Source organism: Ruegeria sp. HKCCA5929, assembly GCF_013034525.1.
Taxonomy (GTDB): Bacteria; Pseudomonadota; Alphaproteobacteria; order Rhodobacterales; family Rhodobacteraceae; genus Ruegeria.
Window position 1 is genome coordinate 764682 of sequence record NZ_WQGE01000002.1, and the last position, 25912, is coordinate 790593.

The 25912-nt window shown below is 55.6% G+C and carries 30 protein-coding genes and 1 pseudogene; 14 read left to right on the forward strand and 17 right to left on the reverse strand.

Annotation, left to right across the window (positions count from 1 at the left end; translation table 11 throughout):
• Positions 1-8: 8 nt before the first annotated feature.
• Positions 9-1073 (reverse strand): heat-inducible transcriptional repressor HrcA, encoded by a 1065-nt coding sequence (hrcA, locus tag GOV90_RS08540; RefSeq protein ID WP_171092808.1) that lies wholly within the window; start codon positions 1071-1073, stop codon positions 9-11.
• Between the two features lie 112 nt (positions 1074-1185).
• On the opposite strand from hrcA, the gene rph reads away from it, so the two are divergent.
• The 4 genes from rph to GOV90_RS08560 are packed head-to-tail and all read left to right on the forward strand — an operon-like array spanning position 1186 to position 4010.
• Positions 1186-1899, forward strand: coding sequence for a ribonuclease PH (gene rph / locus GOV90_RS08545; RefSeq protein WP_171092807.1), 714 nt, complete (start codon positions 1186-1188; stop codon positions 1897-1899).
• Positions 1896-2510, forward strand: a complete 615-nt coding sequence (gene rdgB, locus GOV90_RS08550; RefSeq protein WP_171092805.1) for an RdgB/HAM1 family non-canonical purine NTP pyrophosphatase — start codon at positions 1896-1898, stop codon at positions 2508-2510. The genes rph and rdgB overlap by 4 nt, the downstream gene beginning before the upstream one ends.
• The gene (hemW, locus tag GOV90_RS08555) at positions 2500-3654 is read left to right on the forward strand and encodes a radical SAM family heme chaperone HemW (protein ID WP_171092803.1); all 1155 of its coding nucleotides are present in this window, start codon (positions 2500-2502) and stop codon (positions 3652-3654) included. The genes rdgB and hemW overlap by 11 nt, the downstream gene beginning before the upstream one ends.
• A 2-nt stretch (positions 3655-3656) precedes the next feature.
• On the forward strand, positions 3657-4010 hold the full coding sequence (locus tag GOV90_RS08560) for a YbaN family protein (RefSeq protein ID WP_171092801.1): 354 nt from the start codon (positions 3657-3659) through the stop codon (positions 4008-4010).
• Here the strand turns inward: GOV90_RS08560 and GOV90_RS08565 are convergent.
• The 7 genes from GOV90_RS08565 to GOV90_RS08595 form a co-directional block, all read right to left on the reverse strand.
• Complete coding sequence (locus tag GOV90_RS08565) at positions 4000-4896, reverse strand: ParB/RepB/Spo0J family partition protein (protein WP_171092800.1); 897 nt, start codon at positions 4894-4896, stop codon at positions 4000-4002. The two genes, GOV90_RS08560 and GOV90_RS08565, sit on opposite strands and share 11 nt — an antisense overlap.
• Positions 4897-4916: 20 nt before the next feature.
• On the reverse strand, positions 4917-5720 hold the full coding sequence (locus GOV90_RS08570) for an AAA family ATPase (RefSeq protein ID WP_171092798.1): 804 nt from the start codon (positions 5718-5720) through the stop codon (positions 4917-4919).
• Positions 5713-6333, reverse strand: a complete 621-nt coding sequence (gene rsmG / locus GOV90_RS08575; RefSeq protein WP_171092796.1) for a 16S rRNA (guanine(527)-N(7))-methyltransferase RsmG — start codon at positions 6331-6333, stop codon at positions 5713-5715. Before rsmG ends, GOV90_RS08570 begins: the two co-directional genes overlap by 8 nt.
• Complete coding sequence (mnmG, locus tag GOV90_RS08580) at positions 6330-8198, reverse strand: tRNA uridine-5-carboxymethylaminomethyl(34) synthesis enzyme MnmG (protein ID WP_171092794.1); 1869 nt, start codon at positions 8196-8198, stop codon at positions 6330-6332. Before mnmG ends, rsmG begins: the two co-directional genes overlap by 4 nt.
• 12 nt (positions 8199-8210) lie before the next feature.
• Complete coding sequence (gene mnmE, locus GOV90_RS08585; RefSeq protein ID WP_171092793.1) at positions 8211-9497, reverse strand: tRNA uridine-5-carboxymethylaminomethyl(34) synthesis GTPase MnmE; 1287 nt, start codon at positions 9495-9497, stop codon at positions 8211-8213.
• A gap of 31 nt (positions 9498-9528) precedes the next feature.
• Positions 9529-10800 carry a transcription termination factor Rho gene (rho, locus tag GOV90_RS08590; protein ID WP_171092791.1) on the reverse strand — a complete coding sequence of 424 codons (1272 nt, stop codon included), beginning with the start codon at positions 10798-10800 and terminating at the stop codon, positions 9529-9531.
• A 122-nt stretch (positions 10801-10922) separates the two neighbouring features.
• Entirely contained in the window at positions 10923-11372 is a 450-nt protein-coding gene (locus GOV90_RS08595) for a CopD family protein (RefSeq protein WP_171092789.1), read from the reverse strand.
• Between the two features lie 407 nt (positions 11373-11779).
• Between GOV90_RS08595 and GOV90_RS08600 the strand changes: the two genes are divergently transcribed.
• Genes GOV90_RS08600 through dnaQ form a run of 4 tightly spaced genes read left to right on the forward strand, consistent with a single transcriptional unit; the run spans position 11780 to position 14514 of the window.
• Complete coding sequence (locus GOV90_RS08600; protein WP_171092787.1) at positions 11780-12379, forward strand: nucleoside triphosphate pyrophosphatase; 600 nt, start codon at positions 11780-11782, stop codon at positions 12377-12379.
• Positions 12376-13209, forward strand: coding sequence for a shikimate dehydrogenase (locus GOV90_RS08605; protein ID WP_171092785.1), 834 nt, complete (start codon positions 12376-12378; stop codon positions 13207-13209). The genes GOV90_RS08600 and GOV90_RS08605 overlap by 4 nt, the downstream gene beginning before the upstream one ends.
• Positions 13206-13799: a dephospho-CoA kinase gene (gene coaE / locus GOV90_RS08610; protein WP_171092783.1), complete on the forward strand. Its 594-nt coding sequence runs from the start codon at positions 13206-13208 to the stop codon at positions 13797-13799. The genes GOV90_RS08605 and coaE overlap by 4 nt, the downstream gene beginning before the upstream one ends.
• Positions 13792-14514 carry a DNA polymerase III subunit epsilon gene (gene dnaQ, locus GOV90_RS08615; protein WP_171092781.1) on the forward strand — a complete coding sequence of 241 codons (723 nt, stop codon included), beginning with the start codon at positions 13792-13794 and terminating at the stop codon, positions 14512-14514. Before coaE ends, dnaQ begins: the two co-directional genes overlap by 8 nt.
• A gap of 24 nt (positions 14515-14538) precedes the next feature.
• On the opposite strand, the gene secB is transcribed toward dnaQ, so the two are convergent.
• Together secB and GOV90_RS08625 are read right to left on the reverse strand one after the other, a co-directional pair.
• Positions 14539-15039 (reverse strand): protein-export chaperone SecB, encoded by a 501-nt coding sequence (gene secB, locus GOV90_RS08620; RefSeq protein WP_171092779.1) that lies wholly within the window; start codon positions 15037-15039, stop codon positions 14539-14541.
• Positions 15040-15093: 54 nt separating this feature from the next.
• Positions 15094-15594: an FxsA family protein gene (locus GOV90_RS08625; RefSeq protein ID WP_171092777.1), complete on the reverse strand. Its 501-nt coding sequence runs from the start codon at positions 15592-15594 to the stop codon at positions 15094-15096.
• A 108-nt stretch (positions 15595-15702) separates the two neighbouring features.
• Here GOV90_RS08625 and GOV90_RS08630 point away from each other — a divergent pair, with 108 nt between their 5' ends.
• The 3 genes from GOV90_RS08630 to GOV90_RS08640 are packed head-to-tail and all read left to right on the forward strand — an operon-like array spanning position 15703 to position 17983.
• A complete protein-coding gene (locus GOV90_RS08630; RefSeq protein ID WP_171092775.1) occupies positions 15703-16362 on the forward strand; it encodes a Tim44/TimA family putative adaptor protein in 660 nt (219 codons plus the stop codon).
• Complete coding sequence (locus tag GOV90_RS08635) at positions 16359-17396, forward strand: murein transglycosylase A (RefSeq protein ID WP_171092773.1); 1038 nt, start codon at positions 16359-16361, stop codon at positions 17394-17396. Before GOV90_RS08630 ends, GOV90_RS08635 begins: the two co-directional genes overlap by 4 nt.
• On the forward strand, positions 17396-17983 hold the full coding sequence (locus GOV90_RS08640; RefSeq protein ID WP_171092771.1) for a Smr/MutS family protein: 588 nt from the start codon (positions 17396-17398) through the stop codon (positions 17981-17983). The genes GOV90_RS08635 and GOV90_RS08640 overlap by 1 nt, the downstream gene beginning before the upstream one ends.
• Here the strand turns inward: GOV90_RS08640 and GOV90_RS08645 are convergent.
• The 3 genes from GOV90_RS08645 to hslU all read right to left on the reverse strand — a co-directional run bounded on the left by GOV90_RS08645 (position 17980) and on the right by hslU (position 21703).
• The gene (locus GOV90_RS08645; protein WP_171092769.1) at positions 17980-19200 is read right to left on the reverse strand and encodes an MFS transporter; all 1221 of its coding nucleotides are present in this window, start codon (positions 19198-19200) and stop codon (positions 17980-17982) included. The genes GOV90_RS08640 and GOV90_RS08645 overlap by 4 nt on opposite strands.
• Positions 19197-20297 (reverse strand): alpha/beta fold hydrolase, encoded by a 1101-nt coding sequence (locus GOV90_RS08650; protein ID WP_171092767.1) that lies wholly within the window; start codon positions 20295-20297, stop codon positions 19197-19199. Before GOV90_RS08650 ends, GOV90_RS08645 begins: the two co-directional genes overlap by 4 nt.
• A 98-nt stretch (positions 20298-20395) precedes the next feature.
• A complete protein-coding gene (gene hslU / locus GOV90_RS08655; protein WP_171092764.1) occupies positions 20396-21703 on the reverse strand; it encodes an ATP-dependent protease ATPase subunit HslU in 1308 nt (435 codons plus the stop codon).
• Positions 21704-21901: 198 nt separating this feature from the next.
• Between hslU and GOV90_RS08660 the strand changes: the two genes are divergently transcribed.
• Positions 21902-22303 carry a DM13 domain-containing protein gene (locus tag GOV90_RS08660; RefSeq protein WP_171092762.1) on the forward strand — a complete coding sequence of 134 codons (402 nt, stop codon included), beginning with the start codon at positions 21902-21904 and terminating at the stop codon, positions 22301-22303.
• 209 nt (positions 22304-22512) lie between these two features.
• Complete coding sequence (locus GOV90_RS08665) at positions 22513-23754, forward strand: MFS transporter (protein WP_171092760.1); 1242 nt, start codon at positions 22513-22515, stop codon at positions 23752-23754.
• Here GOV90_RS08665 and hslV read toward each other — a convergent pair.
• On the reverse strand, positions 23746-24303 hold the full coding sequence (gene hslV, locus GOV90_RS08670; RefSeq protein ID WP_171092758.1) for an ATP-dependent protease subunit HslV: 558 nt from the start codon (positions 24301-24303) through the stop codon (positions 23746-23748). The two genes, GOV90_RS08665 and hslV, sit on opposite strands and share 9 nt — an antisense overlap.
• 197 nt (positions 24304-24500) lie before the next feature.
• Between hslV and GOV90_RS08675 the strand changes: the two genes are divergently transcribed.
• Entirely contained in the window at positions 24501-24695 is a 195-nt protein-coding gene (locus GOV90_RS08675; RefSeq protein ID WP_171092756.1) for a DUF1127 domain-containing protein, read from the forward strand.
• 61 nt (positions 24696-24756) lie between these two features.
• Here the strand turns inward: GOV90_RS08675 and GOV90_RS08680 are convergent, their stop codons facing one another.
• From GOV90_RS08680 to trxA, 3 genes and pseudogenes are all read right to left on the reverse strand, one after another.
• Positions 24757-25119 (reverse strand): Lin0512 family protein, encoded by a 363-nt coding sequence (locus tag GOV90_RS08680; RefSeq protein WP_171092754.1) that lies wholly within the window; start codon positions 25117-25119, stop codon positions 24757-24759.
• Positions 25116-25466 carry a Lin0512 family protein gene (locus GOV90_RS08685; RefSeq protein ID WP_171092753.1) on the reverse strand — a complete coding sequence of 117 codons (351 nt, stop codon included), beginning with the start codon at positions 25464-25466 and terminating at the stop codon, positions 25116-25118. Before GOV90_RS08685 ends, GOV90_RS08680 begins: the two co-directional genes overlap by 4 nt.
• A 74-nt stretch (positions 25467-25540) precedes the next feature.
• A pseudogene (gene trxA / locus GOV90_RS08690) lies at positions 25541-25879 on the reverse strand (thioredoxin); the annotation flags it as partial.
• Positions 25880-25912 lie beyond the last annotated feature (33 nt).

Here is a 25912-nt window from a genome sequence, read left to right on the forward strand (position 1 = left end):
CTTACCCTCTAGCTCCGGTCGGATATCAACTTACCGACCAGTTGCGCCGTATAATCCACGATCGGCACGATCCGTCCATAATTCAGACGCGTGGGCCCGATGACCCCGACCGCACCGATTATCTTACGATCAGCGTTCATATATGGAGACACCACCAAAGAGGAACCCGAAAGTGAGAAAAGTTTGTTCTCAGACCCAATAAAAATGCGCACACCTTCGCCATCCTCGGTCAATTCAAGGAATTCCGCGATGTCACGTTTGCGTTCCAGATCGTCAAACAGGGTTCGAATCCGGTCAAGCTCCTCGGCCTGACCCGGTTCGTTCAACAGATTCGCTCGCCCACGCACGATCAATCGGGCCGAGTCGCCGCCGTCTCCGTCCCAGGCAGCCATGCCACTTTCCACCATCTCACGCGCCAGAATGTCTATTTCCTGCTTGCGTGCATCGATCTGCGTCTGCATCTGCCGACGCACTTCGCCAAGGGTCCGCCCCTCGATCAGCGCATTGAGGAAATTCGCCGCCTCGCGCATTGAACTGGGGGTTTGCCCCGGTGGCGGGGTAAACAGTCGGTTTTCCACATGACCATCCGAGAAAACCAGAACCACCAAAGCCCGATCATGACCCAGAGAAACAAACTCAATATGCTTGATTTCCGATTCATGCTTGGGCGTCAAAACCAGCGAGGCGCCTTGTGTCACGTGTGACAAAGCAGAGCCCACTCGGTCGAGCATTCCGCCGACATCGCCTGTGTTAGAGCCTAATGTCTGTTCCAGTTTCTGCCGATCATCGGCACCCAGATCGCCAACTTCAAGCAACCCGTCCACAAACATCCGCAAGCCCTGCTGCGTTGGAATTCGACCTGCACTGACATGTGGGCTGTCCAGAAGGCCCAGAAATTCCAGATCCTGCATCACATTGCGAACGGTCGCGGCGCTGACTTTTTCGGACAAGGTACGCGTCAAGGTGCGGCTGCCAACCGGCTCACCGCTTTCCAGATAACTCTCGACAATCAACCGGAACACTTCGCGCGACCGGTCGTTCATCTCATCCAGAATCTTGCTCGCTTCGCTCATGCGTCTTCCCCTGCTCGTTCGTCATTAAATAGCAGGCAAATGAAAGGTCAATCGGGGTTGCATCGTAACGCTGCGGGGCGTTATCCCCAACCCAGCAAACAAAGGAATTCCGATGCGACCCTCTGGAAGAGATTTAAGCGAAATGCGCGCCGTTTCAATCGAGACGGGGTTCACCAAACATGCCGAAGGTTCCTGCCTGATCAAAATGGGCGACACGCACGTTTTGTGCACTGCAACGATTGAAGATCGCGTGCCGCCCTTTATAAAAGGCTCGGGCCTGGGCTGGGTCACGGCAGAATACGGTATGCTGCCCCGCGCCACCAACACCCGAATGCGGCGCGAAGCTGCCAGCGGCAAGCAAGGTGGTCGCACCGTGGAAATCCAGCGCCTGATCGGCCGCGCCCTACGCGCTGGTGTGGATCGGGTCGCGTTGGGTGAGCGTCAGATCACTGTGGACTGCGACGTGATCCAAGCCGATGGCGGCACCCGATGCGCGTCGATCACCGGCGGCTGGGTGGCCCTGCGTCTGGCCGTGAACAAGCTGATGAAAGCGGGCGACGTCATCTCTGATCCCCTGGTGGATCCAGTTGCGGCTGTGTCCTGCGGTATTTATGCTGGTCAGTCAGTTCTGGATCTGGATTACCCGGAAGACAGCGAAGCGGGTGTTGATGGCAACTTCATCATGACCGGATCCGGCAAGCTGATCGAAGTGCAGATGAGCGCCGAAGGCTCGGTCTTTAGCCGCGCGCAAATGGATCAGCTGATGGATCTGGCCGAAAAAGGCGTCGGCGAATTGGCTGCCGCGCAAAAGGCCGCAACCGCATGACCCGTAAGTTCGATGGGGACAGGCTGCTGGTTGCCACCCACAACAAAGGCAAGCTTGAGGAGATGGCGCATCTCCTCGAACCTTTTGGCGTCACTGTCGTCGGCGCGGGCGAGATGAACCTGCCCGAGCCGGAAGAGACCGAAGACACATTTGTCGGCAACGCGCGGATCAAAGCCCATGCCGCCGCCAAAGCCACTGGCCTGCCTGCCCTGTCGGACGATTCCGGGATCACCATCGACGCGCTGGATGGCGCGCCGGGGGTTTACACTGCCGATTGGGCGGAAACGGCAAATGGTCGTGATTTCCTGATGGCCATGACCCGCGCACATAATGAGCTGGAGGCTAAAAACGCCCCTCACCCACGCACAGCGCAATTCCGTTGTACATTGGTTCTGGCCTGGCCCGACGGACATGATGAAGTATTCGAAGGCATCGCACCGGGCCACCTGGTCTGGCCGATCCGCGGCAAGGACGGATTCGGGTATGACCCGATGTTTGTTCCGGACGGGCACGACATTACCTTTGCCGAAATGGATCGCTGGGAAAAGAACAAGATCAGCCACCGCGGCCGCGCGGTTGAGAAGTTCGTGAAAGGCTGCTTTGGCGGATGATTGGCGCAACGGGGGCTTTGGCCTTTATATCCATTGGCCTTTTTGCGAGGCCAAATGCCCCTATTGTGACTTCAACAGCCATGTTTCAAATAAAATAGATCAAAAACAATGGCTTGCTGCTTATCTAAGCGAGCTGCGCCGTGCTGCCTCTGAAGCGCCGGGTCGGGTCCTGAACACGATTTTCTTTGGGGGTGGTACCCCGTCTCTGATGGACCCGGAAACCGTTTCTGACGTGATTGATGAGGCGCGCGCGCTCTGGCACCCGTCCAATGACATGGAAATCACGCTCGAGGCCAACCCCGGATCGGTCGAGGCTGGTCGGTTTGCAGCCTATCGGGACGCAGGCGTTAACCGAATTTCGATGGGCGTTCAGGCCCTGAATGACGAAGATTTGCGTCGGCTGGGCCGGATCCACACAGTCACCGAGGCCCGAGCGGCATTTGACATTGCACGTGCCTGCTTTGATCGTGTGAGTTTTGACCTGATCTATGCCAGACAGCACCAAACACCCGAAGCTTGGCGCACGGAGCTGAACGAGGCCCTGTCAATGGCCGTGGACCACCTGTCGCTGTACCAATTGACGATCGAGGACGGAACGGCTTTTGGTGATCGCTATGCCATTGGAAAACTGCGTGGCTTGCCCGAGGATGACAGCGCCGCCGACATGTATCTGATCACGCAGGACATTTGCGAAGCCCACGGTTTGCCCGCCTATGAAGTATCCAATCATGCGCGCGCAGGCGCGGAATCCCAACACAACCTGACCTATTGGCGTTACGGAGACTATGTCGGCATCGGACCCGGTGCTCATGGACGGGTCACCCTGAACGCCCAAAAATACGCAACCGAAACATACCTGAATCCGCAACGTTGGCTTGATGCGGCCGAGCGCGGCAACGGGGAAAAAGATAGAACGTTACTGTCCTACGAAGATCAGGCAAACGAATACCTTATGATGGGTATGAGAATTTCAGAGGGGCTAGATATAGACAGATGGGAAACCCTATCCGGTCGAAAACTTCCAAAGAACACTATTGATCATCTCTCTGAAATAAAAATGATTGAACATAGTAACGACAGGCTTCGGGCGACTGCGGACGGCCGGGCCGTTCTGAATGCCGTCATCCGGGAACTATTGAGCTAACCATGCACTATCTGTGGGCAGGACTGGGACTATTTTGCGTTGCTCTGGCGATGGTTGGGGTTGTTCTTCCCCTTCTGCCAACCGTGCCATTCCTGCTTTTGGCAGCGTTTTTCTTTGCCAGATCATCTTCGCGTCTTCACACTTGGCTGCTGACTCACCAACTGTTCGGACCGTTGATACAAGATTGGCAAAGCTCTGGTGCTATACGGCCTGCGGCAAAAAAGGCGGCAACTGTTTCCGTCGCCGCCGTTTTTGGTCTCTCAATTTGGATGTCCGCCCCGGTTTTCGTTTTGGCCATTCAAGCCGTTGTCCTGGGCGGTGTATTGGCCTTTATCTGGACGCGGCCTAACGGCTGAGTTTGGCGCACAAATCGTCAAGCTGGTCCAGGTTCTCATACGTCAGAACAACCTGACCCGTTTCTGTTCCAGCCTTGTGATTGATCGAGACCTTCATCGCCAGAATTGCCGACAGGTCTTTTTCCAACGCCCTCGTATCGGCATCCTTACCCGCATCCAAGTTTCTGGACCGAGGCGCAGGGCGTTCGGCGTCACCTTGTTGTTGTTTTTTGACCAAAGTTTCGGTTGCACGCACCGAAAGCCCCTCTTTGACGATCTGCTTCGCCAATTCCGAAGGGTTTTCGGCAGTAATCAGAGCTCGCGCATGTCCAGCAGATATTTTTCCTTCAATAACAAGTGCTTGAACATCCATTGGCAAGGACAAAAGACGTAGAAGATTTGCAATATGGCTACGGCTCTTACCCAAAGCTTCAGCCAGCTTTTCCTGCGTGTGGCCAAAACGATCCATCAGCTGCTTGTAGCCAGCGGCCTCTTCCACAGCGTTCAGGTCCGCGCGCTGGATGTTTTCGATGATCGCAACTTCCAGAACTTCGGTGTCGTCAAAATCGCGCACGATGACCGGGATATCATGCAGCTGCGCCATTTGCGCCGCCCGCCAACGACGTTCCCCCGCAACGATTTCGTATTCATCAGCTCCGGTCGACCGGACAATCAAAGGCTGGATGATGCCCTTTTCCTTGACCGAGGCAGCCAATTCGTCCAGCTGCTCGGGCAGGAACGTGCGGCGCGGCTGATTGGGGTTCGCTTTCAGCTTTTCGATTGGAACTTTCAGATCAGGCCGGCGCGCTTCGGTTGGCGCCCTTCCTTCTGCTTCGGGGTTCACATCCGCCATAAGGGCCGACAGGCCGCGCCCCAAACCTCGGGATTTTGCTTTCTTGGCGCTCATGTCGCCCTCCTCACTTCCGCCTACGCAGCGGTTTTATTGTTCTTGTGCATGATCTCTCGGGCCAGATGCCGATAAGCCATTGCGCCAAGCGAACCCGAGTCGTATTGCAGGACCGGCAACGCATATGACGGAGCCTCACTGACCCGCACGTTTCTGGGTATCTTTGTCTTAAAGACCATCTCACCCAGATTGTCACGCGCATCCTTTTCGACCTGACGGGACAAGTTGTTGCGGTTGTCATACATGGTCAACACAACACCTTCGATTCTCAGGTCAGGATTTGCGGTTTGCCGAACTTCTCTGATCGTCAGCATTAGTTGCGACAAACCTTCCAGGGCAAAGAACTCACTTTGCAGCGGTACAAGAACGGAATGTGCCGCCACCATTGCGTTGACGGTCAGCAGATTCAAAGAAGGTGGGCAATCGATAAGGATGAAATCCAGATTAAAGACATCGACCGCAGTTTGCCGCAACGCATCGTGCAACAAATAGCTGCGCTTTTCATTGGATATCAATTCAATGTCGGCAGAACTCAGATCTACGGTTGCCGGAACAACCAGAAGGTTTTCGATCTCTGTCTCTTGAACAACGGCCTCCAACGGCGCGTCGTCAAGGATGAGATCATAGGTTGTCCAATCCCGATCCTCTACACCCAATCCGGTGGACGCATTCCCTTGAGGGTCAAGATCAACCACCAGAACCCGGCAACCGGATTCCGCCAGCCCTGCCGCCAGGTTGATTGCCGTTGTTGTCTTCCCCACTCCGCCCTTCTGATTGGCGACCGCAATAATCCGAGGTCCTGAAGGTCGGGACAGATCAACCACGTGATACTCCTTTAATTTTAAGGATAACGGCCTGAGGTTCAGTTAAACTTGTAATCGGCTCGGCGTGGAAATTCCATTCCTCTTGCGCATCTGACAGTTCTTTTTTCCAGTTTGCGCCTTTGGGCAACAAGGCCGTACCATTTTTACTTAAATGCCTGTCACAGAACGACAATAACACCCGCAACTCTGCCAATGCGCGCGCTGAAAGAACATCGGCACCCAATGGATCGACACTTTCGATTCGTTTGGAAATCACGCGGCACTTAATTCCACACTCCCGAGCAACACTGCGTAAGAAGGCAGACTTCCGTTGATCGCTTTCAACAAAAGTAAATTGCGATTTTGGTGACTGATCTGCCGCGATCAACGCACAAACCATACCCGGAAACCCGCCCCCACTGCCTAAATCCACCCAGCTTACGAACTGTTCCACGCAGCCAAAAACTTGCACGGAGTCAAAAATGTGGCGCTCCCAAATGTGTTCAAGACTGTTGCGAGACACAAGATTGATCTTGGGATTCCAACGCCTCACCAGTTCAACGTAGGCCTCCAGGCGCTCGAATGTTTCACGTGAAACATTCAACCGTTCAAATGCAGAATAGTCGGGCGTCATGCCTGTCGAACCCTCTGGTCCCGGCGGAGTTTTGCAAGAACAAGGGTCAGCGCAGCGGGTGTAACCCCTTCTACACGACCCGCCTGCGCAATGTTTTCGGGCTTGGCTTGCGAGAGCTTTTGTTTCATCTCGGAAGATAGACCATCCAACGCGAAATAATCGAAATTCCGGGGAATTTCGTAGGATTCATCCCGCTTCATTGCTTCCACATCACGTTTCTGACGCGCAATATAGTTTGCGTAAAGCGCGTCGCGCTCAATCTGTAGTCTGATCTTTTGGTCTACGTCTTGGAGATCCGGAATCAAAGGCAATAAACTATCGAAGGATACGTCCGGAAAAGCCAAGATCGCCATTCCATCCCTGCGATTTCCATCCTGGTTAACGTTTATTCCGGCGGACAACACTTCTTTTGGTGTATAGGTACGTTCTGCCAATTTGGTTTTTACTGCATCAAGTTGAGCCATCTTGTCTTCGAAATGCAGCCGACGGCTGGACCCAACGCATCCAAGATCAATGCCAATCGGTGTCAAACGCTGATCTGCGTTATCCGCGCGCAAGGACAGACGGAATTCAGCTCGTGAGGTAAACATACGATATGGTTCAGCCACGCCACGCGTCGTCAGATCATCTATCATTACGCCAGTATAGCTGTCAGATCTGGTGAAATGCACAGGATCACGGCCTTGAACCTCCAGCGCGGCATTAAGGCCAGCGACCATCCCCTGAGCAGCTGCCTCCTCATAACCCGTTGTTCCATTGATCTGGCCCGCCAAATACAACCCGGGAACTTCGGGCAGCGACAGAGTCGCGGTCAAGACACGAGGGTCGACGTAGTCATACTCAATTGCGTATCCGGGCTGCAGGATCTCTGCGTTTTCAAGGCCTTTGATGGATCGGACATACTGCAACTGCACATCTTGCGGCAATGACGTTGAGATACCATTGGGGTAAATCGTATGATCATTCACACCTTCGGGTTCCAGGAAAATCTGATGCGATTCCTTGTCAGAAAACCGCACAATTTTATCCTCAATAGAGGGGCAATACCGAGGACCTATGCCATCAATATGACCGCCGTACATTGCGGATTTCGAAAGATTGGCCTCAATAATCTCGTGCGTTTTCGCGTTGGTATGCGTGATTCCACAAGAAATCTGAGGTGCCACCACGTCTGTCGATAGAAATGAAAACAGTGTTGGCTCTTCGTCCCCGTCTTGACGCTCGAGATCAGACCAGTCAATTGTCCGCCCATCCAAACGCGGCGGCGTGCCTGTTTTCAACCGACCCAGTGGCAGATCATAACTATCCAAACGTTCCGCAAGCTTGATGGAAGGGCGATCACCCATGCGGCCACCGGGGCGAGATACATCTCCGATATGAATAACACCGCGTAAAAACGTGCCAGAGGTCAGAATGACGGCGCGCGCGGAAATCTCTGAGCCATCCGCAAGCGAAACTCCGGAAACGCGCGAGCCGTCCATGATAAAATCAACGACCTCACCGACAATAACAGACAGGTTGGGTTGAACTTGTGTTTCTTTTTGCATTGCTGCCCGGTAAAGGGCGCGGTCCGCTTGCGTCCTGGGGCCCTGCACCGCAGGACCCTTTCGGCGATTCAGCAGACGGAACTGAATGCCAGCTTGGTCTGCAACACGTCCCATAACGCCGTCCAGGGCGTCAATCTCGCGTACCAGATGGCCTTTCCCTAAACCACCAATTGCAGGATTGCAGGACATAACTCCGATATCTGATGCAGACAGCGTTACCAGCGCGGTACTTGCCCCCATCCTGGCAGACGCGTGCGCAGCCTCGGTACCGGCGTGCCCGGCTCCAATAACGATCACATCGAACTTTGAATGTTTCACGTGAAACACTCCTTACTTTCCCAAACAGAAGCTAGAGAAGATTTCGTCCAGCAGTGTTTCGACATCTATTCTACCAACCAGAGATTCAAGAGCTCGAATGGCAGTTCTAAGCTCTTCTGCCGCGATATCATACAGGTCCGGACCTGATTCCAGAACCGCGATTGCAGATTGAAGCGAGTCCAGTGCCCGACCAATTGCCACGCGATGGCGTTCCCGCGTAGCGATACCATGGGTAGTAGTTCGTTCACTCAAAACACGCGAAATCTGGTCAACAAGCGCATCAATCCCCTGCCCAGTCTTGCCAGATACACCCAGACCTTCATCACCTCGAAGATCAGCTTTGGGCAGAACATGAATGTCACCAGCTTGCATCCCAACACCCAATTCTTCCGGCTTTTCCGATAGAAAAACACGAAGGTCGGCCGCCTCCGCTCTTCCGCGTGCCAGCTCGATGCCCAGGTTTTCGACGTGATCTTCGGTTTCTCTCAACCCGGCCGTGTCCAACAAGGTCACTGGCAATCCTGCTAGATCCATTCGCACTTCGATCACATCCCGCGTGGTTCCAGCGTATTCCGAGGTAATCGCCGCCTTCCGACCGGCCAGCGCATTTAGAAGAGTGGACTTGCCTGCATTCGGAAGACCAACAATTGCGACTTCAAACCCTGTCCGGATACGCTCAGCGATTTTCACACCGTCGGCCTCACATCTGAGGTCTGACATCACACCATGGATCAATTCTCGTACCTCAGGTGTCACATCTGTTGGCACCTCTTCATCGGCAAAGTCGATGACAGCTTCCAACAAGGACGCTGCTCGTATCAAATCCCGGCGCCACCGTTCTGCCAGTGTACCCAGTTCGCCAGCCAGAATGGTTTGGGCCTGCTTACGCTGAGCTTCGGTTTCCGCGTCTATCAGATCCGCCAGACCTTCGACCTGAGTCAGGTCCATCTTACCATTTTCAAGTGCCCGGCGAGTGAACTCACCCGGCTCGGCGATGCGCAAGCCGTCAATGTCTGATAAACACCGCAGCACGGCGTTAACAGATGCGGTGCTGCCATGGATCTGCAGCTCCGCCACATCCTCTCCGGTGAAACTGGCCGGGGCTTGGAATGTCAGAACCAACCCGTCATCCAGACGCGCACCTTTCTCGTCCCGCAACGTGCGCAGGACCATGCCACGTTTTGGAAGCGCATCCCCTGTAAGGCGTGCCGCTGCAAAATGAGAGTCAGGGCCGGAGAGGCGGATCACAGCCACTCCAGCTTTACCTTGCGCGCTGGCCAAGGCGAATATCGTATCCATTCGAAGGCCTCGCTTGGGTCTAAGACCTGTGTCAGGTGTTCATCGAATCGAAGAACTCGCCGTTTGTCTTCGTCTGTTTCAACTTCGACAGCAGGAACTCGATTGCGTCGGTGGTACCCATCGGGTTGAGGATACGGCGCAGAACGAAGGTCTTGGCCAGATCGCCCTTGTCGACCAGCAGGTCCTCTTTCCGGGTACCGGACTTGAGGATGTCGATGGCCGGGAACACGCGTTTGTCTGCGATTTTACGATCCAGAACGATTTCCGAGTTACCGGTGCCTTTGAATTCTTCAAAGATTACCTCGTCCATCCGGCTGCCGGTGTCGATCAGCGCGGTGGCGATGATGGTTAGCGATCCACCCTCTTCAATGTTCCGTGCCGCACCAAAGAACCGCTTGGGCCGTTGTAGAGCGTTTGCATCCACACCACCGGTCAGAACTTTACCCGAGGATGGGACCACAGTATTAAAGGCCCTACCAAGTCTTGTGATCGAGTCGAGAAGAATAACAACATCTCGTTTATGTTCGACCAAACGTTTGGCTTTTTCGATCACCATTTCCGACACCGCGACGTGGCGTGTTGCCGGTTCATCGAAGGTCGAGGATACAACCTCACCCTTCACCGAGCGCTGCATGTCGGTCACCTCTTCCGGGCGTTCGTCGATCAGAAGGACGATCAGGTAACACTCCGGGTGGTTCTGTTCGATCGAATGCGCGATGTTCTGCAGGATCACAGTCTTACCGGTCCGCGGCGGCGCCACGATCAGCGAGCGCTGGCCTTTACCGATCGGCGACACAAGGTCGATCACACGCGCCGACTTGTCCTTGATGGTCGGATCTTCGATCTCCATCTTCAGACGTTCATCCGGGTACAGAGGCGTCAGGTTGTCGAACAGGATCTTGTGCTTGGCCTTTTCAGGATCTTCAAAGTTGATCTTGGTGACCTTGGTCAGCGCAAAGTAACGCTCATTATCATCAGGTGCCTTAATCTCACCCTCAACAGTATCACCGGTCCGTAGCGAGTGCTGGCGGATCATGTCGGGTGAAACGTAGATGTCGTCCGGACCCGGCAGATAGTTCGCCTCGGGCGAGCGTAGGAAGCCGAAGCCGTCTTGCAGCACCTCAAGTACACCATCGCCTCCAACGGTCCAGCCCTCATCCGCGCGTTCGCGCAGAATCTGGAACATCATCTCGCCTTTCCGCATGGTCGAGGCGTTTTCGATCTCCAGCTCTTCGGCCATCGCCAGAAGGTCTTTAGGGCTTTTGGCTTTCAGGTCGGCCAGATTCAGGGCGTCAGTTGTCATGATATATACCTTCACCGCGATCAGCGCGGCACGAAGTGGAATTTCAGTACGGAAGATACGCCGCCCGGACGGGCGTGTTGATCCCTACATAAGCGCGACAGCTTTCGGAGTCAAACGGGCCTTCAGAACTTCAGAATGACCGCCAGAACGATGATAATCATCAAAACGGTCGGAACCTCGTTCATCATGCGATACTGCCGCCCAGTGAGCTTATTTCGGCCTTCCAGGAAATCCTTGCGCCGGGCCATCAGCCAGTGATGGAACCAGGTCATGCCGATCACGGCCGCGCCTTTGACCCAAGGCCAGGACCAATCCCATCCAACAATGCCCGGTGTGAACACCATGATCAGGCCACACACCCACGCCACGATCATCGCAGGGCGCATAATCACACGCAGGAGCTTTTCTTCCATTTCAAAGAAAATTTCTTGTGCCCCGTCGACAGCCTGAGCTTTCTCAACGTGATAGACGAACAAGCGTGGTAGATAGAACAGACCTGCCATCCACGAGATTACGGCCATGATATGAAGTGACTTCACCCACGGGTACAGCGTGAAAAGAAGATCAGTCATTTTGGCTCCGAGCGTTGTTCGGAACTCTCCCTAATAAAAAAATAAGAAAAGAAAAAGGAAGATGGTTTTGTAGGGCGTTCAAAAACCGTGGATTACTGTTTTACCCATGTGTTTTCCCCAAGGTGGACAGAACAATCTCACTTTCCGATGATTCTGTTGAAGTTATCTTTTTTATATTTAAAAACAATGTACTATCCCATAACAACAGGCTGATGATCTGGGGATAAATCTTTGGCTATCTTGGGATGGTTCAGTTATCCCGGTGATCAGACTTATCCTTGTCCCGGTTGGATGGGATTTGAGCGACTCGGGGATCTTTGACACGATTTTCCCGGGGTTGCGTGTCAACCGGAAAACCATACAAAGCACCCCAGAACTCTCATCGACTTGCACACGGGGTTTTCCACATGTCTGTCCCCATTATTCTGGCGTCGGGATCTGCGATACGGGCGCAGCTGCTTGAGAATGCAGGTGTACCATTCACCGTTCAAACCGCGCGCGTGGATGAAGACACAACCAAGCGCGCCTTGCTGGCTGAAAACGCGTCACCACGGGATATTGCCGACACGCTTGCTGAAATGAAAGCGCGCAAGGTCAGTGACAAAAACCCTGGCGCTATGGTGCTGGGGTGTGATCAGGTTCTGGATTTTGACGGTCAGTTGCTGTCAAAACCTGAAACCTCGGAACAGGCAGTCGCTCAGCTAAAAGAGCTGCGCGGCAAACGGCACATGCTTTTGTCTGCGGCCGTGATCTATCAGGACGGCGAACCGATTTGGCGGCATGTAGGACAGGTACGGTTGCGGATGCGGGCCAGCTCTGATGCCTATTTGAAGGATTATGTTTCACGGAACTGGGACAGTATCCGCCATGCCGTTGGAGCATATAAGCTGGAAGAAGAAGGTGTCCGGCTGTTCGCCACCATTGACGGCGACTATTTTAACGTTTTGGGTATGCCCCTGTTGGAGCTTCTCAACTTTTTGGCTGTCAAAGGGGTGATCGATCAATGACGGACTACCGGGTTCCTCTGGCCGGGGTGATCGGACATCCCATTGGGCATTCGCGTTCACCGAAATTGCATGGTCATTGGCTAAAGACGTATGGCCTCGCCGGGCATTACATCCCAATGGATGTTGCCCCTGCCGATCTGGAAACCGTGCTCCGCACCCTGCCCAAGGCGGGCTTTGTCGGGGCCAACGTGACTGTTCCCCACAAGGAAGCAGCGTTGAAGATCGCGGATCACGTATCCGACCGCGCAACGGTGATTGGTGCTGCGAATACACTGGTGTTCCGCGAAGATGGCTCAATCCATGCAGATAACACTGATGGGTACGGGTTCATGGAAAACCTGCGCAACGGTGCCCCCGACTGGAATGCCAAAGACGGCCCGGCCGTAGTGTTTGGGGCCGGCGGGGCGGCGCGCGCTGTTCTGCAAGCCTTGTCCGATGCAGGTGTGCCGGAAATCCTGTTGACCAATCGAACGCGTGCCCGTGCCGATCATCTGAAAGAGGAATTTGGCCAACGAATCCGCGTTGTTGATTGGGTTCAGGCCGGAAACGTCATCGAAAATGCGGAACTGGTGGTCAACACGACCTCATTGGGGATGCAGGGCCAGCCGGAATTGCGGGTTCCTCTGGATGGGTTGCAGCCCGGCGCCGTTGTCACGGATCTGGTTTATGCCCCGTTAAAGACAAACCTGCTGAAAACTGCGGAAGATGCAGGCTGCACGACGGTTGATGGTTTGGGCATGTTGTTGCATCAGGCGGTTCCGGGGTTTGAGCGGTGGTTTGGCGTGCGTCCCGAAGTGGATGCAGAGACGCGCGCGGCGGCTTTGGCATGAGTTTTGCCCTTGGCCTGACCGGTTCTATCGGCATGGGGAAAAGCACCACAGCACAGATGTTTCTCGAAGAAGGCTGTGCTTTGTGGGATGCTGACGCAGCAGTGCACCGGTTGTACACGTCCGGAGGTGCTGCGGTTGAACCAATGCGAGCAGCCTTCCCTGCCGCGATTGTCGACGGAGCTGTAAGCCGGGACGCGTTAAAGCGGATCATTGCTGCCGACCCCGAAGCGTTGAAAGCAATCGAAGCGATTGTGCATCCTCTGGTTGCGAAAGATCGCGCAGAATTTCGTGAAAACACAACAAGCGATATTTTGGTGTTCGACATACCACTTCTTTTCGAAACGGGCGGAGATGCAGCCATGGACGCCGTCGCCTGCGTTTCGATCCCGGCTAACGAACAAAAGCGCCGAGTTATGGAACGGGGAACCATGTCCGAGGCGCAGTTCGAACAGATCCGCGCCAAGCAGATGCCGAATGCAGAGAAATGCGCGCGGTCGGATTTTGTAATCGTAACAGACACGCTGGACCATGCCCGTCAGCAGGTGCAGGATGTGGTCAGGCAAATACGGGCGGGGATGAAAGATGCGTGAGATCGTACTCGATACCGAAACCACCGGGTTCGATCCCGAAAGCGGGGACCGGATTGTTGAGATTGGTGCCGTTGAGCTGTGGAACCACGTCGCGACGGGTGAAACCTATCACGTCTATATCAACCCTGAACGCGGTATGCCGGATGAGGCGTTTGGCGTGCATGGCATCGGCCCGGATCTGTTGGAAAACCCGCGTCCACCGGAAAAGGGTGAGGTAACGCTGAAAGACAAACCGGTGTTTGCCAAGGTGGGTCACGGGTTTCGTGAATTTGTTGGGGATGCGCGGTTGGTAATCCACAACGCATCGTTTGACATGAAGTTCCTGAACGCTGAACTGAAGTGGATGGGCGCGCCGTTGATCCCGATGGAACAAGCGCTGGATACGCTGGCAATCGCCCGCAAACGGTTTCCCGGATCCCCAGCATCTTTGGATGCGCTGTGTCGTCGATTTAATATCGACAACTCGAACCGTGTTCTGCACGGTGCTTTGCTCGACTCTGAAATACTGGCCGAGGTTTATCTTGAGCTGATCGGAGGGCGGCAGCCTGATTTTGGCCTGTCCACGTCCGCATCATCTGCATCCGGTGGCGGTGAAGACTGGCGACCGGCGCCGCGTAGCGCGGCATTGCCATCCCGGATCACCAAAGATGAACGCGCAGCACATGAAGCGTTTGTAGAGAAGCTGGGCGAAAGCGCCCTGTGGACCCGCGCCTGATCCGGTCAGGCACGGGTCGAAGCCTTAAGCGTCGGTCTTTTCGGCCTGAGCGGCCTGACGACGCATCAATTCGTTGCGATACAGCGCCACGAAATCGATATTGTCCAGGTTCACCGGCGGGAAGCCGCCATCACGGGTGATGTCGCTGACGATGCGGCGCAGGAACGGGAACAGCATCCGCGGGCACTCGATCATCAGGAACGGGTGCATCTGATCTTCTGGCACGCCTTCCACGTGGAACAGCCCACAATAGTCCAGTTCGCACAGGAACAGCACATCATCCATGCCTTTTGCTTTGGATGTCAGGTTCAGCTTGATGGACACTTCGAACTGATGTTCAGCGCTGCGCTTTTTCGCGTCCAGGTTCACCTGAACAGCGATTTCCGGCTGCACGTCGCCTGACACACCCTTTTGCGCCATCACGTTTTCAAAAGACATGTCACGGATGAACTGCCCCAGAACCCGCATTTGAACTTGCGGGGCGGCTTGGGCCGCAGTGTTTTCTGCAGCGTTTTCTTCGGCCATGGATCTACTCCAAAATTAAATTTCGCTACTGCTTAGCAAGTTGGGCGCGGCACCTCAATGCTGGTGGGGCCCTTCCACCCATTTCGACGGCTTAGAAGGGTCTTTTTTCGGGCGAACTTCGCTGAATTCACCGTCAATGATGTCCCCCTGCTCGAAAGGGTTTTGTCGCGATTGAAATCCTGTGCCCGGTCCCATCTGAAACTGTGCCACGGTGACTTTCGACTTCAGGTAGCGGAAAACAGCGACACGAACGCCCGGTACCAGCAAGGCAAATCCTATGGCATCGGTGAAAAAACCCGGTGTAAGCAGCAATGCGCCGGACAAAAGGATCATAGCACCATGGGCCAAAGGTTCGGTCGGGTCGTCCAGTTCAGCGAACGATCGCTGCAAATTTACCAATGCCATGCGACCTTGTGTCCGCACCAGAACCGTGCCCAGAACGGCGGTCAGCACAACGATGGCAAGAGTTGGCCAAAGTCCAATCAGACCACCTACTTGAATAAACAGAGCGATCTCGATGATAGGCACCAATAAAAATGCCAAGAACAGATACATTTGCGCTATCCTTTCCCTAAGGCCGGGCTGTGGACTTGCCACCCACGCTCACCTACATAGTAGCATGAGGCCGCGTATACAAAGTCGCGGTTCTGAAAAGAGGATGAAATGAACGAACCCATGATCCAGCTACTGGTCCTGGCCGGAATTGCCGTTTTCCTGATCCTGCGCCTCAAAAGCGTATTGGGTACGCGTGAAGGTTTTGAGAAACCACCTTTGCAGCAACAGCCTGAAGCGCATAAATCGCGTCGCGATTTCGAGGTGATCGAAGGCGGCCCGGATCATGACATCACTGACCATGTCGCCGAAGACAGCGAACAGGCGCAAACCCTGGCCGCGATGAAACGGGTTGAGCCCGCCTTTTCTGTCAATGAATTTGTTCAGGGCGCACGCGGTGCCTATGAGATGATTGTGATGGGGTTCGAAAAAGGCAACCTGGACGAAATACAGCCGTTCCTGTCGGAAGAGGTATTTGAAACATTCGTCTCGGTCGTCGCTGCCCGCGAAGATCAGGGCCTGACCATCGAAGCTGAATTTATCGGTGTACGGGAAACCACCCTGTCGGATGTCAAGTTCGACAAAGACACCAATGAGGCCGAGATCACCATGAAGTTTGTGGGTGAACTGACCTCGGTCGTGCGGGATCGCGGCGGTGATATTGTCGAGGGCAACCCCAACACCGTGAAACGCCAAAAGGACAGCTGGACCTTTGCCCGTGTGATGGGCAAGGACGATCCGAACTGGCTGCTTGTTGCCACGGACGCATGATTGCCACGCTCCGGTCGCTTTTTCTGGTGGGTGCAATGACCGCCGCCAGCGCTGCCGGAGCCGAGGCAACGCGCTCCATTCTGTCGTTTGACGATCTTCAGGGCTGGGCCGAAGATGACCACGGCGCGGCCCTTTCCGTTTTTCTGAACACTTGCGGCGATCTGAAGGACCCGGACTGGCGTGCGTTATGCGGAGTTGCGGGAACGTATGAAGCGGATGCAGCACGGGCGTTTTTTGAACTCTTTTTCCGCCCCGTCTTGGTCGAGGATGGCAAAGACGCCCTGTTCACGGGGTATTTTGAGCCAGAGCTTGATGGTGCGCGCAGCCGGACTGATCGTTTCAAGTACCCCATTTACAAGATGCCCCCCGAAGCGCGAGACGGGCCATGGCTCAGCCGTCGGGAAATCCTGACTGGTGATGTGATGCAGGGTCGCGGGCTTGAAATTGCCTGGGTCGATGACCCGGTCGAGCTGTTTTTCCTGCAAATTCAGGGTTCGGGACGTGTGCGGCTGCCCGATGGTGGTGCCTTGCGAGTGGGATACGGGGGCGCAAACGGTCATCCGTACAGATCTATCGGTGTCGAACTGGTTCGGCGCGGGATTTTAGGCGCGCATGAGGTCAGTGCTCAGATGATCCGAGCCTGGGTGCGCAAGAACCCTGAGGCCGGTGCCGAGCTGCTGTTCCACAATCCGTCCTATGTGTTCTTTCGTGAAGTCTCGCGCGTTGCGCCCGAACTTGGGCCATTGGGGGCCATGAACCGATCGATTACAACGATGCGCAGCATTGCGGCGGATCCGGCCTATACGCCATTGGGGGCACCGGTCTGGGTTGAGAAGGATGGCAAAAACCCGATGCGTCGCCTGATGATCGCGCAGGACACAGGGGCCGCCATCAAGGGTGCCCAGCGGGCAGACATCTTTTTCGGAACGGGTGACGAGGCCGGGCAAGCTGCGGGCAGGTTAAAAGATCCGGGTCGGATGATCGTTTTGTTGCCTATACAGCGGGCCTATGCCCTGCTGCCGGACGAATTCTGATGACCCGGCGCAAACTGACGACAGAAGAGATCGAGCTGTGGCGCAAGGTCGCCAAACAAGCCGAACGGATGCATCCGGAAATTCCACAGACGGTGCATCCGACCTCATTGCCGAAACCCAAGCCGAAAAAAACGCCGAGGCCTCGGTTCGAAGCGTTTGAAATTGGTGAAACTCATCAGACCAAACCAAAGCCAAATGATTTGAAGCCATCGGTCACAGATGCGCTGCGCAGAACGCCGGTTCAGATGGACAACAAAGCTTTTGGCCGAATGAAGCGCGGTAAACTCAAACCGGAAAGCAAACTGGACTTGCACGGCATGCGGGTCGACACGGCGCATCCCGCGCTGATCCGTTTTGTCCTGACAGCGCAAGCCCAAGGCAAACGTTTGGTTTTGGTTGTGACCGGCAAAGGAAAGGATCGGGACGAACCGGGCCCGATTCCGACCCCACGCGGAGTACTCCGCAATCAGGTGCCGCATTGGCTGACCATACCGCCACTGGCACAGGCGGTGATGCAGGTTACGCCCGCCCACATAAGCCATGGTGGGGATGGAGCTTATTACGTTTACCTGCGGCGTCTTCGCTAAAGGGATCGTGCCGCACGGGTGACACCAACACGGACCAGCGTGCAGACCAGAACAAAAAATCCTCCGGTCCACAGGAACTGAGTATCCAACGAAACGCCCCAATCGATCAGCACTCCGGTCAGACCCGGACCGATCGCCGAACCCAGAACCATGACCGCTGTTGCCATCGCTTTGATCGCACCGATGTGTCGGGTGCCGTAGAACTCGGCCCAGAAGGCGCTGGGCAACGTGCTGTTTGCCCCGGCGGTGAGTGCCAGAAGAACCAGCCCAAGCGTCGCCCCGGCAATCGAGGTCGTCAGGGCAAGAGTCACAAAACCCAGCGCAATCGGCAGCTGGTAATAAGGCATCATCCGTGCTGTGCCCCATTTGTCCAACGCCCAGCCGGCCGCAAACATCGAAAGCAGCGATACCCCGGTGTAAACGGGAAACAAGGCGACCAATTGGATGTGAGCCCATCCTTTCACCTCGGCCAAATGGACCTGATGAAAAAAGAAGGCCGTGACAAAAGCCGAAGGCCCAAGGACAGCGGGTGCCATAAACCAGAACAACGGGTGTTTTAGCGCATCACTCCGAGTCCAGTGACGGCCTTGCATACCGGTGGCTGAATATTCGCTTGCAAGGCTTTGCGGGGTGCGTTCTTCCCTGAGAAGGCGCATCAGAATTGGAATACCCAGCAATACGATAATGGCTGCAAGCCCCCACAGCCACCGCCAGTCCAGAAACACCATGGCCGTGACAAATGCCAGCGGCAGCAGCGCCTCTCCGATCGCGTATCCGACCGAGGCAATGGACAAGGCCTTGCCCCGTGTTGCGGTGAACCAACGGGCCATTGCAACCATCGCAAGATGGGTGCTCATGCCTTGCCCAAACAGGCGCAAAAGAAAGATCACCGCGGGCAGCAGCAATACCCAGCTGTTCAGCGACATGGCCAGTGCCGCCAACGCCAACCCGGCCAGAACCACAGGTCCCAACATGCGGACGCGGAAAACATCTGTCAGCCCGCCCGCCCAGATCATCACCAGTGCCGCTACGAGCGTGCCCAGAGAATACAACCCACCCCAGGCCCCGTGGCTGAGGCCGTTAGCAGTGCGAATTTCACCGGCAAAGACCGAGATAAAGAAGGTCTGCCCAAAACTGGACAGGAAGGTCAGCAGGACTCCGGCTCCCAACCACGCCGCATTGTCAGTTAGAAACCGACGCAGATTAAACTGCGTCACGGTGTGGTCACCTCGGCCTGTCCGGTTTCGGTCAATACAATTTCAGTGGCGCCATCGGGATTGCGTTCGCTGGGCGGCACGAGAATATCGATGGCCTGCCGATCTTCGCGCCCGAACGTGCTGTTGATGCGCCGCAACGAGCTGAGGATCGACAGCAGTGCCGGAGAGGTTGCGGCGACGAAATGCGAGGACGCAGCATCGCTGTTGAAAGCGGTGGTATCGATCACGCTGATCGGGAATTCTTCAAGCGAGGCGATCGAGCTGATGTTTCCAAGCCTTTCACCCTCATCCGTGCCGCGCAGACGAGCCGAGATATTCAGGATTTTGTCCTTTTGGGATACCATAACAAGAAACGGGTCGGGTGGATTGTCGATGCGTTTCATTTGCGAGCGAAACAGATCCAGATCCAGATCCGGTGAGATCAGCACGACACCTTCGAGGTTTCTTTTCGCCCACCCGGGTTCCTGCAGCTCAGCTTGTCGCATCATTTCCATCGACAAGGCGCCGCCCATGGAATGTGCGACCAGAATAACACGCTTTACCCCCATGGCCTTGAGTTCGCGGATGGTCTGCTCCAGCCCGTCGCGGGCGAACAGCATGCTGTCCAGGTCATAGGCATACCCATAGCCGGTTGCTCGGCTTGGCCATGAATACACCAGCGTAGATCCCGGAAGACCAATGTCATGGGTCAGTTGAGCGGCGCGGAAGATGGTTTCGGTCTGAGTCGAGTTATAGCCGTGTACAAAAATCGTAACGTCATCTTGACCGCGCAGGTGTTCGCGCAGACCCCGCGGGCCGTCCAGCTCGGTCACGCCTGTCAGTACGAATTCCTTCTGCGGGTTGGGGTTTGCATATGAGAATTTGAGCGTACCCGGAGTATGTGTTGGCGGAATCGAAACCGTCGTTTCCAGAAACTGGAGCGTCTCGCCACGCCGGAACCCATAAGATCCATCGACTTCGCGCGCTCGGGTCGTACTGGCAAAAATCGTTTCAGGTGTACCAACAGCCACAGCCGATGGAACAATTTCGGACACAGTCCGATCAACACAGGCGCTCAGCGAAAGGGACAAGAGTAAAACGATGAAATAGCGCAGCACGTGCCAGCCCTCGGGTTGAATCGTGCTTACGCTATCTTATTCTCACTCCGCGTCCAGCGTCGAACGTCTGAAAGAGCGGCAAAAAACGGCTGGCCCTGTTACAAAACGTAACGGCTCAGGTCTGCGGACTTGGTCAATTCACCAAGATTGTCACTGACGAATTGCGCATCGACAGTGATCTCCGTTCCGGCCTTATCCGGTGCAGCAAATGAGAGGTCTTCGAACACCCGCTCCATCACCGTGTAAAGCCGGCGCGCGCCGATATTTTCAACGCTCTGGTTCACGTCTGCAGCAATCCTAGCCAGTGCGGCAATGCCGTCTTCAGTAAAGCTGACCGTGACCTCTTCGGTCCCCATCAGGGCGGTGTACTGTCTGGTCAGGGCGTTGTCGGTTTCGGTTAGAATGCGCACGAAGTCCTCTTCGGTGAGCGCACGCAGTTCAACGCGGATGGGCAGACGGCCCTGCAGTTCTGGCAGAAGGTCCGAAGGTTTGGCGATGTGGAACGCGCCTGAGGCGATGAACAGGATATGGTCGGTTTTTACCGGGCCGTGTTTGGTGCTGACGGTGGTGCCTTCGATCAGAGGTAGCAGGTCGCGCTGCACCCCTTCGCGGCTGACATCGCCACCGCGCGCGTCCGAACGGGCGCAGACCTTGTCGATCTCATCAAGGAAAACGATCCCGTTTTGCTCGACCGCCTCGAGGGCAACCCGATTGACGGTTTCGTCATCCAGCAGCTTGTCGGCCTCTTCTCCGATCAGCGCGTCATAGCTTTCAGCGACCGTCATGCGTTTCTTAACGGTTCGTCCGCCAAACGCCTTGCCGAAAATGTCACCCAGATTCATCATGCCCATCTGACTGCCCGGCTGCCCGGGAATGTCGAACATCGGCATCGGGTTTGAAGTGTCGGAGAGCTCCAGCTCGATCACCGTGTCGTCCAGTTCTCCGGCTTTTAGTTTTTTACGGAACATCTCGCGCGTGCCTTCGCGGGCGTCTTCGCCTGCGATTGCGGCAATCACACGATCTTCGGCGGCCTGATGCGCGCGCGCTTTAACATCCTCGCGCATGTATTCGCGGGTCTGGACAATGGCTGCATCCGCCAGATCACGAATGATTTGCTCGACATCTCGACCGACATAACCAACCTCGGTGAACTTGGTGGCCTCGACCTTGATAAAGGGCGCACGGGCCAGTTTGGCCAGACGTCGGCTGATCTCGGTCTTGCCGACACCGGTCGGGCCGATCATCAGAATGTTCTTGGGGTAGACTTCGTCCCGAATGTCATCGGCCAGCTGTTTGCGCCGCCACCGATTACGCAAGGCAACGGCCACCGCTCGTTTGGCATCCTTCTGGCCAATAATAAAGCGGTCCAGTTCCGAGACAATCTCGCGCGGGGTCAGGTCGGTCATGTGTATTCAATCCGGTTGTTTCGAAACGGAACCTAATCATAAGACGGGAAAACACAAGCTGATCACGGAAAACTCACGCCAACTCAGGGGGTGCACACGGAAATTCGTGCCGATGTGAATCGCCATGGGTGCAGCACGTACGGCATAGTTTTTGCGACGGGCAAACCTGCCTGCATCTATCAATGGAGATATCAAATCATGATGACTCGTCGATCGCTTTTTGTGAAAGCTGCTGCCACGGGCGCAGCGCTCACCCTGGCCGGTACCACCACTGCCCTGGCCGGCGGCGCCAAAAAGAAAGGCTCGTTCGAGGGTCGCTCGAACCACATCACCACCGGTTCGGTGAAACTGGTCAAGGATGGCGACCGTTACATCGTTGAACTGGGCGAGGACTTCTCGCTGGACAACGGCCCCGACCCGCGTGTCGCATTTGGTAAAGATGGCAAATATGCCCCCGACAGCAAACTGGGCGCACTGCTGCACCTAACCGGCAAGCAATCTTATGCCGTGCCGCCGACCATGGATGTGTCGGGTTACAACGAAGTGTACATCTGGTGCGAAGTCGCCGGTGTGCCGCTGGGCGTTGCATCGCTGAAGTAACCACTCAGGTCAGAGGCCGACCCCCCCGGCCTCTGACAAGCCTTAACGCGCTTCGGCTTTAACTTGCGACGTGAATACCCTGCCACGCTTCCGGCGTTCTCGGGACTTTCGCGTCGCAGTTTGATTCAGATAAAACCCGAAACGCTTTAGGTAACAGAGCAACTGTCTGTTACACTCGCCTCAAGGTATTGGAACCGGGGGCGTTTTTAATGACCAAGATTGCCAAGATCACCTTATTGTTCGTGGTATTTGTCGACCTGATCGGGCAAGGGCTGGTCTTTCCGATCATCAACTCGCTCATCATGGAGACCAAGTCCGGGTTCCTGCCAGACAGCACACCAGTCGGGCGACGCCACTTTTATTATGGCCTCGTGATTGGATGTTTCTTCCTGTCCTGGTTTCTTGGGGTCGTTTACGTCTCCAAAGTCTCGGATTCCATCGGGCGCAAGAACGCGCTGTTGGTCTGTCTGGGTGGAGCACTGGTCGGTTATGCACTGACCATCGCGGCGCTTTACATGAATAGCCTGTTGCTGCTGATCGTCGGGCGCTCGATCACCGGGTTCACGGCTGGCAACCAGCCCATCGCGCAGGCGGCGATGATTGACGGCAGCACCGATGCCGCCGACCGCGACCGGAACATGGGTTATATCGTGACCGGCGTCAGCTTTGGTCTGGTGGGCGGCCCGATTATCGGAGCGGTCCTGTCCGACGCGGCCTTGTTGGGCAGTTACGCAACCCTGAAAACCCCGTTCTATGGCGCATTTGTTCTGGTTCTGATTGCCATTTTCCTGGTCACAACCTTTTTCAAGGATACCCGGACCGAGCGTGAACCCTTTGTGTTCCGTCCACGCGACATCACCGACAGTCTGATCGCCGTGCGCGGGCATCCGATGGTTCTGAAAATCCTGCCGGTCTATGCATTCTTCATGATCGCCAACGTGACTTTCTATGTTTTCGTCGACAACTTCCTGACAAGCGCTTTTGGATACGGTGTGATCGGTGGCAGCATGGCCATGGTGGTGATCGGCTTTGCGTTGGCGTTCTCGAGCACGTTCCTCGTCAAGCCCGCGCAAGAGCGTTTCAGCAAACACCAGATCATCTACACGTCTCTCATCGTGATGGTGATTTGCGGCCTGGCCTTTGCCTTCAGCCCCAGTGGCGTGCTCAGCTATGTGCCGGTCTTCTTCTTCTACTTCCTGTTCGGTGTCGCATATCCAACCATGTTGGGCCTGTTCTCGTCCAGCGTTAGTGAGACGGACCAAGGCTGGGTCATGGGCGTGACCACGGCGGTCTTCTGTCTGTCTGGCGGGATTATGTCCCTTATCGGCGGCGGGTTGATGAGTATCGACATCCGCGTGCCTTACTACATCGTGGTCATCGCCGCGATCTTCGGGTTGATCGGAATGCACCGTCGCTGGAAAGGGAAAGAGATCAAGGCATTGTTAGCCTGAAATGGTTTCAACCGTCAGATTGCCGTTTGTATAGACGCAAATATCGGCAGCAATCGCCATGGCTTCGCGCGCCACCTGCTCGGCTTCTTTGTCGCTGTCCATCATCGCGCGGGCCGCGGCCAGTGCAAAGTTTCCGCCCGATCCGATGGCGGCCACGTTGTGTTCAGGCTCTAGCACGTCCCCTGCCCCGGTGATGACCAGCAGATCATTGCCGTCGGTGACGATCAGCATCGCCTCAAGCTTTTGCAGGTATTTGTCGGTGCGCCAGTCCTTGGCCAGTTCGACCGAAGCGCGGGCCAGTTGGCCGGGTGTGGCCTCAAGCTTGGCTTCCAAACGTTCCAGCAGTGTGAAAGCATCTGCGGTCGATCCGGCAAAACCTGCCACAACCTCGAACCCGCCGGGCGACAAACGGCGCACTTTGCGGGCCGTTCCCTTGATCACGGTCTGACCGAGGCTGACCTGACCATCACCGGCTATGACAACCTGACCGTTCTTTTTGACGCCAATGATCGTCGTGCCGTGCCAACCGGGAAAGTCGTTATCTGCCATGATCGTCTCCGTTTTCGCTGGCGGTATATATGGGCCGGGTAAGGTGTTGGCGCAACCCGTTCTTAAAGTGCCCAAAAGATATGCAGAAAATGCAATCCGGGGTTACCAGACCAGCAATTGTGAGTCCAAGCGCGCGGGACTACATGAGGCTTACAACCGACAACGGGTCGGCTGTTTCACATCTAAGGACTGCGCACATGGCAACCACAGCTAACATTCATGCGCCGCTCGGAGCAGCTACCATCCTGCACGTGGCGGACGCGTTCTCAAACGTCGTCAAATCTGTTGCGAAATGGAACGACGCACGTAAAACACGGAACCTTCTGTCGGAGCTCAGCGACGCACAGCTGGAAGACATCGGTCTGACCCGCGAAAGCATCGCAAATATCTGATCCTTCGTCTGGATTACCGAATTGGAACAGCCGCCCGGAACCCCGAGCGGCTTTTTCTTTGTCAGCTTTGTACGTATTTCCCCGACAGGTCGGGTAGGAATGCTTCGACCGCTGCGGTCGCAATCACGTGGCGGGTTCCAGCGTCGCTGTCCGTTACGTCCAGCCCGCCTTTGACCGCGCGTACTTCGGCACGGCCCCGCGGCAGATCGACAGCAACCAGATCACAATCCACCTGATCAGGCTTTTGGACACCGATGGTCACGCTGACCCGCATCTGGGAATGATCAATGCCCAGTTTGGAAAACAGTGTGATTGATGAATGATGCAACGCATCCTGCACCGCGCGCCGCGCCGCTTTGGTATAGTCCTGACCATACAGGTCGTTGCCTGTTCCCATCTCCAGAATGATGCGTTTTTCACTCATTGCGCGGGCTCCATGTCAAAGGAAACGATCAGGGCGGCGTTTGCGATGACCGTGCACCCGTCCCCATGTGGCTTTTCGATATCCAGCCCACCTCTGGTGACGGTGATATTCGGCTGACCATAAGGAAAGATTGCCTTCAGCGCGTCAGTGTCCACCTGATCTGGTTTCTGCACACCGATTTCGGCATCGATGATCATTGCCTCTTTAGGAAACCCGAACAGTTCGGCCATGTTGACCGAGTTGTGCCACAGCGCATCCTTGATCGCCCGTAACGACGCCTCGGTATAGTCCATTCGGCGCAGGGATGTACCCATGCCGAATTCTACAAGAACACGCGTTTTTGCCATTGGTTTCTCCGACATATACAACAAAAAAGGCGCCCCGATCTGAGGCGCCTTTGAAACGTTCTGCTAGGACCAGATCAGATGGATTCGTCGATCCAGCTTTGCAGCGCGGCCTTGGGTGCTGCACCTGCGCGGTTGGAAACAACCTGACCATCCTTGAAGATGAACAGCGCGGGGATACCGCGTACGCCCATCGCAGCGGCAGAGTTTGGGTTGCTGTCCACATCCACCTTGGCGATTTTCACCTTGTCGCCATACTCGGCGGCCAGCTCTTCCAGTGCGGGGCCGATTTGCTTGCATGGGCCGCACCATTCTGCCCAGAAGTCCACGACCACGGGAACGGTCGAGTTCTTGACTTCGGCGTCAAAGGTGTCGTCGGTAACGGCTACGGTCGACATATTCTGTCTCCTGAATGGGGTAAACTCGGGAACAGAACGTAGGTGCCGCGT

Bases quoted from the DNA above. Each gene is read 5' to 3' on its own strand.
- hrcA (WP_171092808.1), bottom strand. From the start codon at position 1,073: ATGAGCGAAGCGAGCAAGATTCTGGATGAGATGAACGACCGGTCGCGC.
- rph (WP_171092807.1), top strand. From the start codon at position 1,186: ATGCGACCCTCTGGAAGAGATTTAAGCGAAATGCGCGCCGTTTCAATC.
- rdgB (WP_171092805.1), top strand. From the start codon at position 1,896: ATGACCCGTAAGTTCGATGGGGACAGGCTGCTGGTTGCCACCCACAAC.
- GOV90_RS08560 (WP_171092801.1), top strand. From the start codon at position 3,657: ATGCACTATCTGTGGGCAGGACTGGGACTATTTTGCGTTGCTCTGGCG.
- GOV90_RS08565 (WP_171092800.1), bottom strand. From the start codon at position 4,896: ATGAGCGCCAAGAAAGCAAAATCCCGAGGTTTGGGGCGCGGCCTGTCG.
- rsmG (WP_171092796.1), bottom strand. From the start codon at position 6,333: ATGACGCCCGACTATTCTGCATTTGAACGGTTGAATGTTTCACGTGAA.
- mnmE (WP_171092793.1), bottom strand. From the start codon at position 9,497: ATGGATACGATATTCGCCTTGGCCAGCGCGCAAGGTAAAGCTGGAGTG.
- rho (WP_171092791.1), bottom strand. From the start codon at position 10,800: ATGACAACTGACGCCCTGAATCTGGCCGACCTGAAAGCCAAAAGCCCT.
- GOV90_RS08595 (WP_171092789.1), bottom strand. From the start codon at position 11,372: ATGACTGATCTTCTTTTCACGCTGTACCCGTGGGTGAAGTCACTTCAT.
- GOV90_RS08600 (WP_171092787.1), top strand. From the start codon at position 11,780: ATGTCTGTCCCCATTATTCTGGCGTCGGGATCTGCGATACGGGCGCAG.
- GOV90_RS08605 (WP_171092785.1), top strand. From the start codon at position 12,376: ATGACGGACTACCGGGTTCCTCTGGCCGGGGTGATCGGACATCCCATT.
- coaE (WP_171092783.1), top strand. From the start codon at position 13,206: ATGAGTTTTGCCCTTGGCCTGACCGGTTCTATCGGCATGGGGAAAAGC.
- dnaQ (WP_171092781.1), top strand. From the start codon at position 13,792: ATGCGTGAGATCGTACTCGATACCGAAACCACCGGGTTCGATCCCGAA.
- secB (WP_171092779.1), bottom strand. From the start codon at position 15,039: ATGGCCGAAGAAAACGCTGCAGAAAACACTGCGGCCCAAGCCGCCCCG.
- GOV90_RS08625 (WP_171092777.1), bottom strand. From the start codon at position 15,594: ATGTATCTGTTCTTGGCATTTTTATTGGTGCCTATCATCGAGATCGCT.
- GOV90_RS08630 (WP_171092775.1), top strand. From the start codon at position 15,703: ATGAACGAACCCATGATCCAGCTACTGGTCCTGGCCGGAATTGCCGTT.
- GOV90_RS08635 (WP_171092773.1), top strand. From the start codon at position 16,359: ATGATTGCCACGCTCCGGTCGCTTTTTCTGGTGGGTGCAATGACCGCC.
- GOV90_RS08640 (WP_171092771.1), top strand. From the start codon at position 17,396: ATGACCCGGCGCAAACTGACGACAGAAGAGATCGAGCTGTGGCGCAAG.
- hslU (WP_171092764.1), bottom strand. From the start codon at position 21,703: ATGACCGACCTGACCCCGCGCGAGATTGTCTCGGAACTGGACCGCTTT.
- GOV90_RS08660 (WP_171092762.1), top strand. From the start codon at position 21,902: ATGATGACTCGTCGATCGCTTTTTGTGAAAGCTGCTGCCACGGGCGCA.
- GOV90_RS08665 (WP_171092760.1), top strand. From the start codon at position 22,513: ATGACCAAGATTGCCAAGATCACCTTATTGTTCGTGGTATTTGTCGAC.
- hslV (WP_171092758.1), bottom strand. From the start codon at position 24,303: ATGGCAGATAACGACTTTCCCGGTTGGCACGGCACGACGATCATTGGC.
- GOV90_RS08675 (WP_171092756.1), top strand. From the start codon at position 24,501: ATGGCAACCACAGCTAACATTCATGCGCCGCTCGGAGCAGCTACCATC.
- GOV90_RS08680 (WP_171092754.1), bottom strand. From the start codon at position 25,119: ATGAGTGAAAAACGCATCATTCTGGAGATGGGAACAGGCAACGACCTG.
- GOV90_RS08685 (WP_171092753.1), bottom strand. From the start codon at position 25,466: ATGGCAAAAACGCGTGTTCTTGTAGAATTCGGCATGGGTACATCCCTG.